The 15,845-nt window shown below is 71.9% G+C and carries 13 protein-coding genes; 6 read left to right on the top strand and 7 right to left on the bottom strand.

What is annotated here, in order from left to right:
* Positions 1-101: 101 nt before the first annotated feature.
* Positions 102-572: a protein phosphatase gene (locus OG698_RS05300; RefSeq protein WP_406101726.1), complete on the bottom strand. Its 471-nt coding sequence runs from the start codon at positions 570-572 to the stop codon at positions 102-104.
* A gap of 111 nt (positions 573-683) precedes the next feature.
* On the opposite strand from OG698_RS05300, the gene OG698_RS05295 reads away from it, so the two are divergent.
* A complete protein-coding gene (locus OG698_RS05295; protein WP_406101724.1) occupies positions 684-1,721 on the top strand; it encodes an EamA family transporter in 1,038 nt (345 codons plus the stop codon).
* On the opposite strand, the gene OG698_RS05290 is transcribed toward OG698_RS05295, so the two are convergent.
* Together OG698_RS05290 and OG698_RS05285 are read right to left on the bottom strand one after the other, a co-directional pair.
* Positions 1,660-2,097 carry an SPW repeat protein gene (locus OG698_RS05290; protein ID WP_406101722.1) on the bottom strand — a complete coding sequence of 146 codons (438 nt, stop codon included), beginning with the start codon at positions 2,095-2,097 and terminating at the stop codon, positions 1,660-1,662. The two genes, OG698_RS05295 and OG698_RS05290, sit on opposite strands and share 62 nt — an antisense overlap.
* 78 nt (positions 2,098-2,175) lie before the next feature.
* Positions 2,176-3,348 carry a dihydrofolate reductase family protein gene (locus tag OG698_RS05285; protein ID WP_406101720.1) on the bottom strand — a complete coding sequence of 391 codons (1,173 nt, stop codon included), beginning with the start codon at positions 3,346-3,348 and terminating at the stop codon, positions 2,176-2,178.
* Between the two features lie 159 nt (positions 3,349-3,507).
* Here OG698_RS05285 and OG698_RS05280 point away from each other — a divergent pair, with 159 nt between their 5' ends.
* Both OG698_RS05280 and OG698_RS05275 read left to right on the top strand, forming a co-directional pair.
* Complete coding sequence (locus OG698_RS05280; RefSeq protein WP_406101718.1) at positions 3,508-3,846, top strand: ArsR/SmtB family transcription factor; 339 nt, start codon at positions 3,508-3,510, stop codon at positions 3,844-3,846.
* 5 nt (positions 3,847-3,851) lie between these two features.
* The gene (locus tag OG698_RS05275; protein WP_406101716.1) at positions 3,852-4,394 is read left to right on the top strand and encodes an SRPBCC family protein; all 543 of its coding nucleotides are present in this window, start codon (positions 3,852-3,854) and stop codon (positions 4,392-4,394) included.
* A 148-nt stretch (positions 4,395-4,542) separates the two neighbouring features.
* On the opposite strand, the gene OG698_RS05270 is transcribed toward OG698_RS05275, so the two are convergent.
* Positions 4,543-5,190 carry a LuxR C-terminal-related transcriptional regulator gene (locus OG698_RS05270; RefSeq protein WP_399971612.1) on the bottom strand — a complete coding sequence of 216 codons (648 nt, stop codon included), beginning with the start codon at positions 5,188-5,190 and terminating at the stop codon, positions 4,543-4,545.
* A 215-nt stretch (positions 5,191-5,405) separates the two neighbouring features.
* On the opposite strand from OG698_RS05270, the gene OG698_RS05265 reads away from it, so the two are divergent.
* On the top strand, positions 5,406-8,573 hold the full coding sequence (locus OG698_RS05265; RefSeq protein WP_406101715.1) for a cytochrome P450: 3,168 nt from the start codon (positions 5,406-5,408) through the stop codon (positions 8,571-8,573).
* Positions 8,574-8,650: 77 nt separating this feature from the next.
* Here the strand turns inward: OG698_RS05265 and asnB are convergent, their stop codons facing one another.
* Positions 8,651-10,492, bottom strand: coding sequence for an asparagine synthase (glutamine-hydrolyzing) (gene asnB, locus OG698_RS05260; RefSeq protein WP_406101714.1), 1,842 nt, complete (start codon positions 10,490-10,492; stop codon positions 8,651-8,653).
* A gap of 781 nt (positions 10,493-11,273) precedes the next feature.
* Positions 11,274-12,458, bottom strand: a complete 1,185-nt coding sequence (locus OG698_RS05255; protein ID WP_406101713.1) for a TIGR03364 family FAD-dependent oxidoreductase — start codon at positions 12,456-12,458, stop codon at positions 11,274-11,276.
* Positions 12,459-12,637: 179 nt separating this feature from the next.
* On the opposite strand from OG698_RS05255, the gene OG698_RS05250 reads away from it, so the two are divergent.
* Both OG698_RS05250 and OG698_RS05245 read left to right on the top strand, forming a co-directional pair.
* Positions 12,638-13,411 carry a GntR family transcriptional regulator gene (locus OG698_RS05250; RefSeq protein ID WP_383082830.1) on the top strand — a complete coding sequence of 258 codons (774 nt, stop codon included), beginning with the start codon at positions 12,638-12,640 and terminating at the stop codon, positions 13,409-13,411.
* Positions 13,404-14,093: a phosphonatase-like hydrolase gene (locus OG698_RS05245; protein WP_406101711.1), complete on the top strand. Its 690-nt coding sequence runs from the start codon at positions 13,404-13,406 to the stop codon at positions 14,091-14,093. Before OG698_RS05250 ends, OG698_RS05245 begins: the two co-directional genes overlap by 8 nt.
* Positions 14,094-14,169: 76 nt before the next feature.
* Here the strand turns inward: OG698_RS05245 and pgm are convergent, their stop codons facing one another.
* Positions 14,170-15,798, bottom strand: a complete 1,629-nt coding sequence (pgm, locus tag OG698_RS05240; RefSeq protein WP_406101709.1) for a phosphoglucomutase (alpha-D-glucose-1,6-bisphosphate-dependent) — start codon at positions 15,796-15,798, stop codon at positions 14,170-14,172.
* Positions 15,799-15,845: the final 47 nt, after the last annotated feature.

The raw sequence follows: 15,845 nt of genomic DNA, 5'->3' as shown, positions 1-15,845 counted from the left end.
GGGGCGTGGCCCGACCATGATGGGGGGCTACCGGCAGGCCCGCGCAACTCATTTTCCGTGGCCCGGAGCTCGCGGTGCCCCACCGGCTCTCCCGGGTGGGGTCAGCCGGCGAAGTGCCGCACGTACCGCCTCTGCCAGGGCGTCTCCACCGCTTGCGCGGCGTAGTTCCGGCGCACGAACTCCACTGCGCGGTCGGCCGGTACGCCGTCCAGGACGGCCAGGCAGGCCAGTGCCGTCCCGGTCCGCCCGCGGCCACCGCCGCACGCGAACTCGACCCGCTCCCCGGCGGCACGCTCCCACGCGTCCGTGAACGCCTCCCGGGCCTCTTCGTGGCTGCTCGGCAGCCAGAAGTCGGGCCACCGCAGCCACCGCGACTCCCATGGGACGCCGGGCGGCCGACGGCCGAGGAGATGCACCGCGTAAGAGGGCGAGGGGCCCGGCGGGAGCGGGCGGCGCAGACCGCGCCCGCGAACCGTTCGTCCGGACGGCAGGAGCAGGACGCCGGGGGCGCCTGCTTCCCACGGGACCCCGTCGCCCGACTCGGACGGGGGCCCGGAATCGGATTCGCTCATCTGCGCTCCATTTCCCGTGCGAACAGTTTGTTCGACGGACGGGTGACCACGACTCAGGGGAAGCGAGAGTATCTACGAGAAGCCCTGAATCCCGAACCACGGAGGCGGTACGTGGAGTTGACGCTCACGGGACGTCGCGCACTCGTGCCGCTGCTCGCGACCGTACTCGTCGCGCTGCTCGCCGGGACCTGGCTCATGTCGGGCGCCCTCGTCGCGGCCGCCGGGCCCCTGACGGTCGCCACGGGGCGCACCGCGGTGTGCTGCGTCGTTCTCACCGCCTTCGCCGCCGCCCGTTCCTCGGGGCGCGTGCAGATGCGCCGAGTCCTCCAACGCCCTTGGCTGGTCTGCCTGTTGGCCCTGCTCGGCTTCGCCGGATACGCCGCGGGCACCCTCCTCGCCATCCCGCGCGTAGGTACCTCCCTCACGAATCTCGTCGTCGCCCTCATGCCGTGTGCGGGAGTGGCCATCGGCGCGCTCTGGTTCGGCGAGCGCGCGAGCCGGCACTCCGTGGTCGGCGCCGTCCTCGCGACAGCGGCGGCCGGCGCATACGCGGCCCTCGGCGGTCAGGGCACCCTCGACGCACCCGGCCTGCTCCTGGCGCTCGCCGGGATGCTCGGGTTCGCGGTGTACGGGTTCCTCTACCGGCGTACCCTCGCGGGTCTGTCGCCACTGGCCGTACTGCCGGTGCTCCTCGCCGCCGCCACCGTGATGCTGCTCCCCCTCACCCTGCCGGGGCTCCTCGCGCATCCGCCGTCGCCGGCGCAGTGGGCGGGGATCGCGCTCCTCGGGGGTGCCGTGTACGCCCCCGCCTATCTGGTGCAGCACCGGCTGATCCTGCTCAAGGGGCCCGTGTTCACCGCCGCCGTCCAGCTCGCCGTGCCGTTCACGGTGCGGATCGGTGACTGGGTCCTGGGCACGGCGTCCGCTCCGGGAGTCACCGAGGCCGCGCTGCTCGCCGCCGCCTGTGCGGGCATCGCCCTCGTCACCCTGGAGCGGCGACGGCCCGGGAGCGGTGTGAGCGCTCCCGGGCCGTCAGTGACTCCCGATTCCGCCGGATCTGCCGACTCTTGTGGGGCGGCATTGCCTCCTACGCCGCCCGGCTGTTCTTCATCGACAGGCTCGCGCACAAGAGCCCGAGCACGACGATGAGACCACCGATGATCACGTTGTTGAGGATGACTCCCAGGTCGGGGCTGGAGCCCACGACCCACGGCGCGATGATCATCCAGGCGCCCATGGCGCACATGGCCCAGCTGAGGCCGTACATCCGGGCCGGGGTGACGGCGAACCCGACGGCCAGGACTCCGATCGCGATGCCCATGATCAGGTTATGGGTCGCGAGCTGGGGCTGGCTGGCGCTGTAGTGGACCACCCAGGGAGAGATGGCGCAGTAGAGACCGATCAGGAAGACCGGTGCGTCCATGAGGGCTACATCGCGGCCACCGAGTACGCGCGCGTACCGGTCCCGCATTTCCGAGACATCAGGGTGACTGGAGAGGTCAGGCCTGTGGTGAACGTCGGCCATGAGAATCGACTCCTTAGGGTTTCGAAGTCTCACCGCGTAGCGCGGCGGGCTGCCACGCACTCTTCATTCTGCGCTTATTCATTCCTTATGTGTACTCGGGGCGAGAATGAGGTGCTTATTAGGACGAATCGCCGCCTCGGCGAGGTCCGGGATCTCCGCCACGGTCACGCCCGCGCCCTCCAGGATTCCGATGCCGTCGGCTCCCGCCACGAAGGTGTCGGGCTCGCGCCAGGCCGTCACCACGCGCCGCGCGCCCGCGTCGAGGATGAGCCGGGCGCAGGGCTTGGGCCGTGACGCGCGCCGGGCGCACGGTTCGAGGCTGCTGTAGACGGTGGCGGTCCCCAGCCGGGGGTCCGCCGGGTCGATCTTGGCGAGTGCCGCCTCCTCGGCGTGCACGACCGGGTCTCTGCCCTCGCGTGAGTGCCCGCGCGCCAGCTCCGTGCCGTCACTCGCGACGATCACCGCGCCGACGCTGAACGCCGTTTCCGAGGGCGGGCAGTCGGCGGCGAGTGCGCAGGCGAGGGCGAGCCAGTGCCGGTCGGCCGCGGTGGGGGAGTCATCGGTGCCGGGCGCGCAGGGCGCGTACCGCATCAGGACCACGTCGCCGACGGGGCGGGTCTCCAGGAGTCGCATCCGGTGCCGGCTGCCGCCGGGGTACGCGCCGGGGCCGAAGAGTCGGGGGGCGTCCGGTTCGCCCACGACGAGCGGCGCCACCGCCAGCTGCACCTCGTCGGCCAGACCGCTCCGGAGCAACTGGGTGTGGACCCGGGCGCCCCCCTCCACCATCAGGCGCCGCACACCGTGCGTCGAGGCCAGGTCGTCGAGCAGCCTCGCCCAGTCGACGGTCTCCCCGAGGGCGATCACCTCGGCGAGCGCGCCGAGCCGCTCCCGCGCCAGGAGCGCCCCGGCGTCGGTGGTGTACACGACCTTGTCGCCGCCCGTCGTCCAGAACGGGTCTCCTGCGTCCAGTTCGCCCGACGCGGTCACCGCCACCTTCAGCGGATACGCGGGCATCCCGGCGGCCACCCGGTCGGCGCGCCGCTGCGCCGACTTGACCAGGAGCCGCGGCCGGTCGGCCCGCAGAGTGCCCGCCCCCACGAGGATCGCGTCGCACGACGCGCGCACTGCGTCGACGCGGTCGAAGTCCTCGGCGTTGGACAGGAGCAGGCGCTCGGGTCCCACGTCGTCCAGGCAGCCGTCGAGCGAGACGGCGGCGGACAGCAGGACGTACGGGCGGGACGGCTGGGACATGGCGGCTCCGGGTCCGGGTGGCGAGAGCTGTGCTGCTTCAACCTTCGAACACTATCCGGGACCTGCCGCGGCCGAGGCGGTCGTCAGCGCAGCCGCATCGACCGCAGCAGCATCTTACATTCCTTGACCGGCATATAACCGATGAGGCATATTGGAGTCATGCCCGCACCCGCCGTCTGGACCGCGCTCGCCGACCCGCACCGCCGCGCCATCGTCGCGGTGCTGCTCGAGCATCCGCGGCCCGTCGGTGAGATCGTCGAGGCCTGCGGCCTGAGCCAGCCCAGCACCTCGAAGCACCTGCGGGTCCTGCGCGAGGCGGGCCTGGTCGACGTCGAGCAGGAAGCCCAGCGACGCGTCTACCGGCTCCAGCCAGGACCGGTCGCCGAGCTCGACGCCTGGCTCGAGCCATACCGGCGCCTGTGGAACGACCGCCTCGACGCACTCGGGCGCCGCCTCGACGCCCACGCCCCCGAGGACGACGAACCAGCGAAGGACTGAAGGCCATGACCACCCCGCAGCCCGGACCCACCGGCAGCTACGCCCCGCTCGACGACGGCCGTCCCGCCATCCGCTTCACTCGCACGTACGACCACGCGATCGAGCGGGTCTGGCGATACGTCACCGATCCCGCCGAGCTCGCACATTGGTTCCCCTCCCAGGTCGAGATCGAGCTGCGCGCAGGCGGCGTGATCCGTTTCCACGGCGACCCGAACATGCCGGAGTCGACCGGCCGCGTCCTCGCCGTGGACGCCCCGCGCCACCTCTCCTTCAGCTGGGGCGGCGACGAACTCCGCTTCGACCTGGAGGCGCTCGACGCCGGCCGCACCCGCTTCACCCTGACCAATGTCCTGGAGGCCGCAGACACCGCGGCCCGCAACGCCGCGGGCTGGGAGGTCTGCCTCACCGCCCTGGACGCGGCCGACCGCGGCGAGAGCCTCGACGGTCCGCACGCGGGGACGCTCGCCCCGTGGAAGATCCACTACGCCGCCTATGTCGAGGCCGGACTGCCTTCGGGGGCGCCGGTCCCGGGCATGGACGAGGCGTAACCCCGTCCCCTACGGTCAGCCGTCAGCCGTCAGCCGTCAGCCGTCAGCCGTCAGCCGTCAGCCGTCAGCCGTCAGCCGTCAGCCGTCAGCCGTCAGCCGTCAGCCGTCAGCCGTCAGCCGTCAGCCGTCAGCCGTCAGCCGTCAGCCGTCAGCCGTCCGGTCCCGCGGCCCGCGGCGGCCACACCCCTGGCGTCAGCACGCCCGACGCGTAGGCGCGCGCGACCAGTTCCGTACGGTTCGTCGCGCCCCACCGGCGGGTCAGGCGCCGCAGGTGGTAGTTGACGCCGTCCGTGGTCAGGCCCGTTTCGCGGGCCGCCTGTGCCGTGGTCGCGCCGGCGGCGAGCAGCTCCAGGATGCGTGACTCGGCCGCGCCGGCCGTCGCCCGCGGCCGGTCGGGCAGCGCGGCCGGGCGTTCGCCGACGACCCGCAGCATGACGAGCAGATCCGGCGTCCGCTCGACGGTGTCGCTGACCGGATCCACCGTCAGCTCGCCCTCCCGCAGCGCCCCGTCCGGCGTCTCCCAGGTGACCGAGACCTGGTAGCGGGAGCGCCGCCGCAGCCGCAGCGCCTCGGCGATCCGGTGGAGCTGCGACTCGTCCCGCGGGCGGAACAGGTGCAGGATGTCCCGGCCCTTCAGACGGCCGGGGGTGGTGTCGCACTCCGCGGCCATCGCCGCGTTCGCCAGCATGATCGTCCCGCGGGGTTCGCACACCGCGACGGGCATCGGGATCCGGTCGAAGAGCAGCATCGCGCGATTGCGCCACAGCACGCCGTCCATCGCGTACCCCTTTCCCATGTCACGTCCGGTGCCGTGACCGTCACCGTCCGGACCATGTCTGGTCCGGCGCCATGTCGCGTCCGGACCCATGGCACGTCCGCCCCGCGAGCGCAAGCACGGATCGCCGCAGGCCACTACACAATCATGCAGTGCGAAGGCCCGGCCCGGTGGGGCCGCGGGACCAAGCTGGACAGGCACCGAACTCCGTACCGCGAAAGGCAGTTGCCGCCCCCATGCCCGACTCCGCGCTGCTCCCGCCGGCCCCCACCGACGGCCTTCCGCTCATCGACATCTCCGCCACGGGTCCGGGACCCGCGCCGCTCCAGCAGGCCATGGAGCTGACGCGCCGCCACGGCCCCGCACTCGTGCGCAGGCTGCACGGCCGCGACGCCCTCTTCGTCAGCGACCTCGACCTCGTCACCGAACTCGCCGACGAGACCCGCTTCGCCAAGCACGTCGGCCCGGCCCTGGAGAACGTCCGCAACTTCACGGCCGACGGCCTCTTCACCGCGTACAACGACGAACCGAACTGGGCCCGCGCCCACGACATCCTCATGCCCGCGTTCGCCCTGGGCTCCATGCGGACCTACCACCCCGTCATGTACCAGGTGTCCCGCCGCCTCATCGAGTCCTGGGACCGCGCCGCGCGCTCTGGCAGCCCCGTGGACGTGCCGGGCGACATGACGCGGATGACCCTCGACACCATCGGACTCGCGGGATTCGGCTACGACTTCGGGTCCTTCGAGGGCTCCGAGCCGCACCCCTTCGTGGAGGCCATGGTCCGCTGCCTCGAATGGTCGATGAAGCGGCTCGCCCGCACACCCGGAGCCGACCACTCGGCCGCCGACGCCGCGTTCAAGGCCGACGCGGACTATCTGGCGCAGGTGGTCGACGACGTCATCGCGGCGCGCACCGACGCGCCCGAAGGCGACGACCTGCTCGGCCTGATGCTCACCGCCCGCCACCCCGACGGCAGCGCGCTCGACACGGCGAACATCCGCAACCAGGTCATCACCTTCCTCATCGCGGGCCACGAGACCACCTCCGGCGCGATGTCCTTCGCCCTGTACTACCTGGCCAAGCACCCGGCGGTGCTCGACCTGGTACGCCGTGAGGCCGACGCCGTGTTCGGGGACGCGGCCGACCCCGAGCCCACCTTCGACGAGGTCGGCCGGCTCACGTACACGCGGCAGGTACTGAACGAGGCGCTGCGCCTGTGGCCGACCGCGGCCGCGTTCAGCCGCCACGCGCGCGAGGACACGCTCCTCGGCGGACGCATCCCGCTGCGCGCCGGGCAGGCGGTCACCGTCCTCGCGCCGATGCTGCACCGGCAGCCCGTGTGGGGCGACAACCCGGAGCTGTTCGACCCCTCCCGGTTCACACCCGAGGCGGAGGCCGCGCGCTCGCCGCACGCCTTCAAGCCGTTCGGAACCGGTGAACGCGCTTGCATCGGGCGGCAGTTCGCGCTCCACGAGGCGACGATGCTGCTCGCTCTCCTGGTGCACCGCTACCGGCTCGTCGACCACGCCGACTACGCGCTCACGGTCAAGGAGACGCTGACGCTCAAGCCCGAGGGCTTCACCCTCACGCTCGTCCCACGCACCTCCGCCGACCGGAAGCATCCGGCCCTGCCAGGCCACGCGCCGGTAGAGGAGCGGACCGCCGCGCCGGACACACTGCCCGCCCGGGTGCGGCCCGGCACCGGGGTCCTGTTCCTGCACGGCAGCAATTACGGGACCTGCCGCGGCCTCGCCGAGCAGCTCGCCGACGACGTCGCCGCGCTGGGCTGCGACACGGCCGTCGCACCGCTCGACACCCACGCGGGAGCGCTGCCCACCGACCGCCCCGTCGTCGTGGTCGCGGCCTCCTACAACGGCCGGCCCACCGACGACGCGTCCGAGTTCGCCGCCTGGCTCGACGGTGCGCAGGACGGCGCCGCGAACGACGTCACCTACGCGGTCCTCGGCGTGGGCGACCGCAACTGGGCCGCCACCTACCAGCACGTACCGACCCGCATCGACGAACGGCTCGACGCGCTCGGCGGCACCCGTCTGTGCGAGCGCGCCGCGGCCGACGCCTCCGGCGACCTCAACGCCACCGTCCGCACGTTCACGACCGGGCTGCGCGCCGCGCTCCTCACGCAGTACGGGGACCCCGACGCGGCTCCGGCCGATGCCGCGGAGCCCGATGACGCGTACGAGATCCGGGAGATCGGCGGTGGGCCGCTCGACGCCGCGGCAGCCCGGCACGGGCTCGTCCCGTTCACCGTCACCGAGGCAAGCTCCCTCACCGCGCCCGACCACCCGCGCACCAAGCGCTTCGTGCGTCTGGCGCTGCCCGAGGGCGTCACGTACCGCACGGGGGACCATCTCACGGTGCTGCCCGCCCAGGATCCCGCGCTCGTCGAGCGGACGGCCGCAGCCTTCGGTGTCGGCCCGGACACGGTCCTCGACATCAGGGCCCGGCGCCCGCGCCGCGACGGGCTCGCGCTCGACCGCCCACTGACCGTCCGTGAACTCCTCACATCCCACGTCGAGTTGGGGCACGTTCCCACCCCGGCCCAGGTGGCGCTGCTCGCCGAGGCGAACCCCTGCTCTCCCGAGAAGGCGGCGCTCGCGGCCCTCGCCGACGACCCGCGCACGCTCGTCGAACTCGTGGAGGACCACCCCGCGCTGCGCGGCGCGCTGACCTGGCCGCAACTCCTCGACCTGCTCCCGCCGCTGAAGCCCCGGCACTACTCGATTTCGTCGAGCGCCGAGCAGAGCCCCACGCACGCCGACCTCATGGTGTCCGTCCTCGACGCCCCGGCCCGCTCGGGCCGCGGCCGGTTCCGCGGCACCGGATCGGCGTACCTGGCCGGGCTGCGGCCCGGTGACACGGTGCTCGCGCGCGTCCAGCCGTGCCGCGAGGTCTTCCGTGTCCCGAACGACTCGGAGACCCCGGTCGTCATGATCGCCGCGGGGACGGGCCTCGCCCCGTTCCGCGGCGCCATCGCCGACCGCGGCGCGCTGCTGGCCGCCGGCACCCCGCTCGCACCCGCTCTGTGCTACTTCGGCTGCGACCACCCCCGAGGTGACTTCCTGCACGCCGACGAACTGCGTGCCGCCGAGGCCGCGGGCGCCGTCTCCCTGCGCCCCGTCTTCAGCGAGGCGCCCGAGGCGGGCCACGCCTTCGTCCAGCACCGGGTGGCCGCCGAGGCAGACGAACTGTGGGCGCTGCTCGGGGCCGGGGCGCGCGTCTACGTCTGCGGCGACGGGGCCCGGATGGCGCCCGGCGTGCGTGACGCGTTCCGCGCCCTGTTCCGCGAGCGCACACCGGGAGCCGACGACGACGCGGCCGAGCGCTGGCTCGCCGGTCTGATCATGGACGGACGCTACGTGGAGGACGTCTACGCGGGCTGAGGACTCCGCGCGCACGGCACCGCACCCGGCGGCAGTGTCCGGCCGACGCCGCACGCTGCCGCCGGAGCGGACCGGGCTCAGGAAAGGACCAGCTCAGGGCTGTACATGTCGAGCCAGAGCGCGAGGTCCAGCGTGCGTTCGAGCCCGCGCCGGGACGCCTGCTCGGTCTGCGGTGCGTCACGGTTCGCGGCCCGCGCCACCCGCTCCCGGTCGACCAGGTCGAACACCCGGTGCGACGGCCGGGCGAGCAGATCCTTCGCCTGGTCCTGGAGTGCCACGGCGTACTTCGGGTCCTGCGTCGACGGATACGGGCTCTTCACCCGGTCGTACACCGACTTCGGCAGCACGTCCGCGGTCGCCTCGCGCAGCAGGCTCTTCTCCCGGCCGTCGAACGACTTCAGCGACCAGGGCGTGTTGTACACGTACTCGACGAGCCGGTGGTCGCAGAACGGGACGCGCACCTCCAGTCCGACGGCCATGCTCGTGCGGTCCTTGCGGTCGAGCAGGACCCGCACGAAACGGGTCAGGTGCAGATGGCACATCCTGCGCATCCGGTACTCGAAGTCGCTCTCGCCGTCCAGGCGTTGGATGCCGCGCACAGCGCCCGCGTAGCTTTCGCGGACGTATCCGTCCAGGTCGAGGGCGCCGGCCAGGTCGTCGCGCAGGACGTCGGAGTCGTCGCCGAAGTGCTGGGACATGCGAACCAGCCAGGGGAACGTATCGGCAGTGCGCGCCTCCTCGTCGAAGAACTGGAGGTAGCCGCCGAACACCTCGTCGGCGGACTCGCCCGACAGGGCGACCGTCGAGTGCTCCCTGATCGCCCGGAACAGCAGATAGAGCGACGTGTCCATGTCCCCGAAGCCCGCGGGGATGTCACGGGCCCGGATCACCCGGGCGCGCACCTCGGGGTCGGCCAGCTCGGTCGAGTCGAGGACGATGTCGCGATGGTTGGTGCCGGCCGCCTTCGCCACATCGTGCACGTACGGGGTGTCGGGTGTGCCGCGCATCTCGTCGGCGACGAAGTTCTCCGTCTGGCCCACGAAGTCCACGGCGAAGCTGCGTACGGTCTCGCCCTGTTCACCGAGCTGCCGCGCCGCGATCGCCGTCATGGCGGACGAGTCGAGGCCGCCGGACAGCAGCGTGCAGCGCGGCACGTCGGAGACGAGCTGGCGGCGCACGATGTCGTCGAGGAGCGAGCGCACGGTCGCGATCGACGTGGCGCGGTCGTCGGTGTGCGGGCGGGTCTCCAGCGTCCAGTACGCCCGCTGCCGCAGTCCGCTGCGGTCGACGGTCACGATGGTGCCCGGCTCCACCTCGTGCATCCCGTCCCAGACCGCGTGGCCCGGCGTCTTCACGATGGTGAACAGCTCCCGTAGGCCGTCCAACGTCACGCGCGACTTCGCGAGCGGATTGGCGAGGATCGCCTTGGGCTCGGACCCGAACAGGACGCCGTCCGGAGTCTCGTAGAAATAGAACGGCTTGATGCCCATGCGGTCCCTGATCATCACGAGCTTGCTCTCGCGGCCGTCCCAGACGGCGAACGCGTACATGCCGTTGAGGCGCTCGGCCAGCGCATCGCCCCACTCCAGGTAACCGCGCAGCACGACCTCGGTGTCGGAGTCGGTGGTGAACCTGTGGCCGAGTCCGGTCAGTTCGCGGCGGAGTTCCGTGTAGTTGTAAGTCTCGCCGGAGTACACGAGCGCGACGGTGCCGCTCGGCGTCTCGGCGGTCATCGGCTGACGCCCGCCCGGCAGGTCGATGATCGCGAGCCTGCGGTGGCCGAGCGCCGCGGGCCCTTCGGCCCACGTGCCTCGGTCGTCCGGGCCGCGGCACTCCATCGTCTGCGTCATCGCATCCAATGTGTCGGCCGAAGCGCGCAGGTCGCGATCGAAGGAGACCCAGCCGGTGATGCCACACATATGTTCCTCCTGCATGCCGTTCTGGCGCCGAATCAGTTGTATCCGGCACCTATGTGTCGAGCGTGTGACATGGCACTGTGTACGGTCAACGCGCCGGTAACCCGGTGGAAGCCGGTGACCCGACGGTTTCGGCCGCTCTTTGCTTGACAGAGTGGAATGGTCCCCATCGCAAATCGCGACGGCGCGCCGGTCCTTGCCGGAATGCGGGAGGGCCGGACGGTCGGGATCCGGCCAAGGGCAAAAACTTGATCAACCCCGGGCCGGACCCCGCGGTCCTCAGGCCGTCACGGCCGTCCGGTTTCAGTGCGGCAGCATGACCGGCGAGCGCCGCCGCGGCCACGAAGCCGTAGAAGAGCACGGCGGTCGGGAGGAACCCGGGAGCAGGCCGCCGACGATCGCGTCGGCGTCGATCACGCCGAGCGTGTGGGACGTGAGCGTGTGGTTGACCGCGGGGTCGTCCAGAATGCCGAGTCCGGCGACCGAGAACGCCTGCCGGAGGAGGTGGAGGCTCGCGTACGCGATCCAGGTGACTGCGAAGATCTGCTATCGCCGGCGCTGCGACCGCCGGACGGATCCGGGGCCGGCGGCGGGGGACCGGAGCGGGTCGAGCGCGAGCCCTCGCCGGGTGCCGTCGGGCATGGTGGTCTCCTCTTCCTCGGTGCCTGGTGGCGCTGAGTGCGGGGGGTGACGTGCCGCAGTGCTGCGTGATGCCGGGCCCCGCGCCGCGAGACGTGCTCGCGGCGCGGGCTGCCCTCTGTGCCCTCTGTGCCGGGGTGGCCGGTCAGGCCGTCGCGGTCAGGGACTCGTCGAACGTGGCTGCGGCCAGGCCGAAGGAGAGCGTCATGCCGATGCCCGAGGTGACCGAGATGGCCCGTACGCCCGGTGCCATGTCGCGGACCAGGAGGGGGCCGCTGCCGCTGCTCGCGTAGACGCCCTGCCAGCGCTCCTTCACCTGGAGATCGCCCGTGCCGAGGACCTTGGCCGCCGAGTCGAGCAGGAGCTGTGCCGTCGGCTCGTCCTCGAAGGGGATCGTGGTCCGCCCGTAGGCGTGGGAGTCACCGACAAGGACGGTGCCGTCGGGCAGCCGGGTGAACATGACGTTCGCGACGACGTCGAGCAGCTCGGGGCTGTGGCCGATGACCTCCTCGCGCAGCCTCGGCCCCGACGGCATGGCCGTGAAGGCGTCGTAGCGCAGCATGGACGTGGCGGTCAGGATCGCCGCGTCCGTGCGGAAGGCGTCGGGCGCCGCGACGCGCGCCATGGTGAGGCGGCAGCGCTCGATGCCGTGCTCCTCCGCCGCCGTGGGGTACAGGCGGTCCAGGTCGTGACCCACGCAGACGAGGATCCGGTCGCCGTGGACCGGGCCGCGGCCGGTGTGGACGGTGCCCTCCTCGACGCCGTTCACGTTCGTGCCCCACACCACGGTGACGTTGGGCTGTATGGACAGCCATGCGGCCAGGTCCGGGGCGGCCTCGCGGGGGTTGACGCGCAGGTCGTCGGGGAGGAAGGCGCCGCCCACGATGTCCCCGGCGTCGGCGCCCCGGCCGAGCTCGCCCGCGACCTCCTCGCGGGTCTGCAGCCGGACGGTGTCCGCGCCGCGCTCCTCGCGCAGCTCCTCCAGGACCGTCAGTTCCGCCTCCGACCTCGCCACCACGAGCGCGCCGGCCTCCTTGGCCCACAGGCCCGAGCTCTTCGCGGCCTCCAGCCATCCGGCCCGCGAGCGGTAGGCGAGTTCCAGCAGGTCGCCGCGCTGTGCCGTGATGCAGCAGTGCCCGAAGTTGCGTACCGAAGCCCCTACGGGCTGCCAGTCCCGCTCGATGACCGTGACGGTCAGCCCGCGCCGGGCGGCCTCGAAGGCGTGGGCGAGGCCGACGACCCCGGCCCCGACGATGACCAGGTCGCTGCGGCCGCTGGGCAGCTCGGAGGCGGGCGAAGGGGTGGAGGGGGACGCTGTTGTGATGCTCATGGATTGCAGCGTGCGAGGCCTTGGGCGCATGGGGCAAGACTTGTGTGTACAAGTTTTCCGTCTGTTTACCTTCCGTGCCCCGGGGTGGGGGTGGGGGACCCCGAAACGTCACCCGAGGGCCCCGCACTGGCCACGTGCGGGCCTTGAGGCGAGGCGGGTCGAGCTGCCATAGTCAGCTTGTGAAGACAAGTAAGGGTGTTCCGCTCCACGAGAAGCTCGGCGCCGAGTTCCTGCGGCGTATCGAGTCCGGTGAGTGGCCGGAGGGCGAGCCGGTACCGAGCGAATCCCAGCTCTGCGAAGAGTTCGGGACCTCCCGCGGGCCGGTCAGGCAGGCCTTGTCGATACTGCGGTCCGACGGGCATCTGGTCGGCGGCCGGGGCAAGCCGCCCGTCGCCCGCAGAGCAGCCCCGTCGCAGCCTTTCGCGTCGCTCATGTCGTTCACGCAGTGGGCCAGATCCATCGGCCGCGAACCGGGGCAGCTGACCGTCGAGGTCGCCCGCCGCCGGGCCTCCCCGGAGGCCGCCGCACGGCTCGGCCTCGACGAGGGTGAACCCGTGGTCGACCTGGTCCGGCTGCGTCACCTGGACGGTGTGCCGGTCATGGTCGAGCGCTCCACGTTCGTCCTCCACGTCGGTCGGCACCTGTTCGACATGGACCCCGACGCGGGCTCGATCTACGAGGCGCTGTGCGCGCGCGATGTCGACCTGCACCACGCCCGCCACACCATCGACGCCATCGCCGCCGACGCGCAGGACGCGTCGCTCCTCGGCATCGAGCCGGGCGAACCCCTGCTGCGCGTAAGGCGGTTGGCGTTCTCGCGGGACGGCGTGCCCCTGGAGTACGCCGACGACCGCTATCTGCCCACACTCGCCAACTTCACCATCGAGAACACCGCCGAGGGACGCACCGTCGTCGGCCGGTACCGCACTGACGAGGAGAACCCCAGTGATTGAACTCGCCGTTTTCGACATGGCAGGCACGACGATCGAGGAACACGGCGCGGTGTACGAGGCGCTGCGCCACGCCGTCGAATCGACCGGCGTGACCGTCGACGCGCAGGACCTCCAGACCTGGATGGGCACCGACAAGCGCGAGGCCATCGACGCCCTGGTCCGCCTCGGCGGCGGCACCCCCGACGCGGAGCTCGTCGAGCGGCAGTACGGGGTCTTCCGCCTGTTCCTGAAGCAGCGCTACGCGGAGGTCCCGCCGCAGCCCATAGCCCAGGCCGACAAGGCCCTCGCCGAACTGCGCGCCCGGGGCATCAAGGTCGCCCTGACCACCGGATTCAGCGACGACGTCGCCCTGCCGCTGCTCGCGTCGCTCGGCTGGTCCACGGGCGAGGGCGGCAACCTCGACGCGGTCGTCACCGCCGACGAGGTCGTCCGCGGCCGCCCCGCCCCGTACATGATCCACCGGGCGATGGAGAAGACCGGCGTCGTGGACGTCCGCAAGGTGCTCGTCGCGGGTGACACCGCGGTCGACCTGCAGGCGGGGCACCACGCGGGCGCGGGCGTCGTCGTCGCCGTCCTCACCGGCCAGCTCCCGCGCACGGAGCTCGAACTGCACCCGCACACCTACGTGCTGGACAGTGTCGCCGAGGTGCCGGGCCTCACGGAGGCGACGGCCGCTGAGTAGTCGTACGCGGAGCACAGCGAAATGGCGTGGGCGGCAGTGCTCGGGCAGAAGTCCGCGCGCTGCCGCCCACGTTCCGTCAGTTCTCCGCGAGCGCCGCGTCCACGATCGACTGCGCCTCCGTCTGCACCTGGGCCAGGTGGTCGGGGCCGCGGAACGATTCGGCGTAGATCTTGTACACGTCCTCGGTGCCGCTCGGCCGTGCGGCGAACCAGGCGTTCTCCGTGGTGACCTTCACGCCGCCGATCGCGGCGCCGTTGCCCGGCGCGTGGCTGAGCCTCCCGGTGATGGGCTCGCCCGCGAGGGTGTCCGCGGTGATCGCGTCGCCGCTGAGCTCGGCGAGCCGTGCCTTCTGCTGCTTGGTCGCCTTCGCGTCCACGCGCGCGTACGAGGACGAGCCGTGCTCCGCGGCGAGTTCGGCGTAGTACTGCGACGGGGTCTTGCCGGTCACCGCGGTGATCTCGGCCGCGAGCAGCGCGAGAAGAATGCCGTCCTTGTCGGTCGTCCAGACGCCGCCGTCCTTGCGCACGAAGCTCGCGCCCGCGCTCTCCTCGCCGCCGAAGACGACCGACCCGTCGACGAGCCCCGGCACGAACCACTTGAACCCGACCGGGACTTCGAGCAGCTCGCGGCCGAGCGACGCGACGATCCGGTCGATGACGGCGCTCGACACCAGCGTCTTGCCGATCGCGGCATCGGACCGCCAGCCGGTGCGGTGCGTGGCCAAGTAGTGGATCGCGACGGCGAGATAGTGGTTCGGGTTCATGAGACCGGCGTCGGGCGTGACGATGCCGTGCCGGTCGGCGTCCGCGTCGTTCCCCGTCAGCAGGTCGTAGTCGTGCCGCTTCGCGAGGACGGACGCCATCGCGGGGGCCGACGAGGGATCCATCCGGATCTTGCCGTCCCAGTCGAGCGTCATGAACCGCCAGGTCGGATCCACCTCGGGGTTGACCACCGTCAGGTCGAGGCCGTACGTCTCGGCGATCCGCGCCCAGTAGTGCACACTCGCCCCGCCGAGCGGGTCGGCGCCGATGCGCAGCCCGGAGGCCCGGATGGCGTCGGTGTCGATGACGGAGCTCAGCTCTTCGACGTACCGCTCACGGAAGTCGTACAACTCCGGAGCCACGTCCTTCGTGGTGCGCACGTCCCGGTTGCCGTCGGCGAGCAGTTCGTTGGCGCGGCGCGCGATCCAAGAGGTCGCTGTGGAGTCGGCGGGGCCGCCGTGCGGCGGGTTGTACTTGAAGCCGCCGTCGCGCGGCGGGTTGTGGCTCGGCGTGATGACGATGCCGTCCGCCTGTCCGAGCTCGTCAGGCGCGGTGCTGTTCCAGCGCAGGATGGCGTGGCTGAGCGCCGGGGTCGGCACGTAGCTGTCGTGGACGTCGGCGAAGACACGTACCCCGTTCGCCGCGAGGACGCCGAGGGCCGTGTCCAGCGCGGGGCGCGAGAGGGCGTGGGTGTCGGGCCCGATGAACAGCGGGCCCGTGATGCCCTCGGCCGTGCGGTACTCGACGATGGCCTGCGTGATCGCCGCGATGTGCCGTTCGTTGAACGCGCCGTCCAGGCTGGAGCCCCGGTGCCCGCTCGTGCCGAAGACGACGCGCTGTTCGGGGCGGTCCATATCGGGGACCTTGGTGAAGTACGCGTCGACGAGTTCGTCGACGTCGACGAGATCCTCCGGCCTGGCCTGGGTTCCTGCGCGCTCAGTCATGGGGGCAGTCTCCCATCCGGGACCAGGGCGACGCATGACCGCCCGGG

Origin of the sequence: Streptomyces sp. NBC_01003, from assembly GCF_045162695.1 — a bacterium.
Taxonomy (GTDB): Bacteria; Actinomycetota; Actinomycetes; order Streptomycetales; family Streptomycetaceae; genus Streptomyces.
Note: the sequence above shows the minus strand (reverse complement) of the source record. Positions and strands in the feature narration are given on the sequence as shown.

Coding starts and splice junctions, on each gene's coding strand:
- OG698_RS05285 (WP_406101720.1), bottom strand. CDS start 3,348: ATGTCCCAGCCGTCCCGCCCGTACGTCCTGCTGTCCGCCGCCGTCTCG.
- OG698_RS05270 (WP_399971612.1), bottom strand. CDS start 5,190: ATGGGAAAGGGGTACGCGATGGACGGCGTGCTGTGGCGCAATCGCGCG.
- OG698_RS05275 (WP_406101716.1), top strand. CDS start 3,852: ATGACCACCCCGCAGCCCGGACCCACCGGCAGCTACGCCCCGCTCGAC.
- OG698_RS05265 (WP_406101715.1), top strand. CDS start 5,406: ATGCCCGACTCCGCGCTGCTCCCGCCGGCCCCCACCGACGGCCTTCCG.
- pgm (WP_406101709.1), bottom strand. CDS start 15,798: ATGACTGAGCGCGCAGGAACCCAGGCCAGGCCGGAGGATCTCGTCGAC.
- OG698_RS05255 (WP_406101713.1), bottom strand. CDS start 12,458: ATGAGCATCACAACAGCGTCCCCCTCCACCCCTTCGCCCGCCTCCGAG.
- OG698_RS05300 (WP_406101726.1), bottom strand. CDS start 572: ATGAGCGAATCCGATTCCGGGCCCCCGTCCGAGTCGGGCGACGGGGTC.
- OG698_RS05280 (WP_406101718.1), top strand. CDS start 3,508: ATGCCCGCACCCGCCGTCTGGACCGCGCTCGCCGACCCGCACCGCCGC.
- asnB (WP_406101714.1), bottom strand. CDS start 10,492: ATGTGTGGCATCACCGGCTGGGTCTCCTTCGATCGCGACCTGCGCGCT.
- OG698_RS05290 (WP_406101722.1), bottom strand. CDS start 2,097: ATGGCCGACGTTCACCACAGGCCTGACCTCTCCAGTCACCCTGATGTC.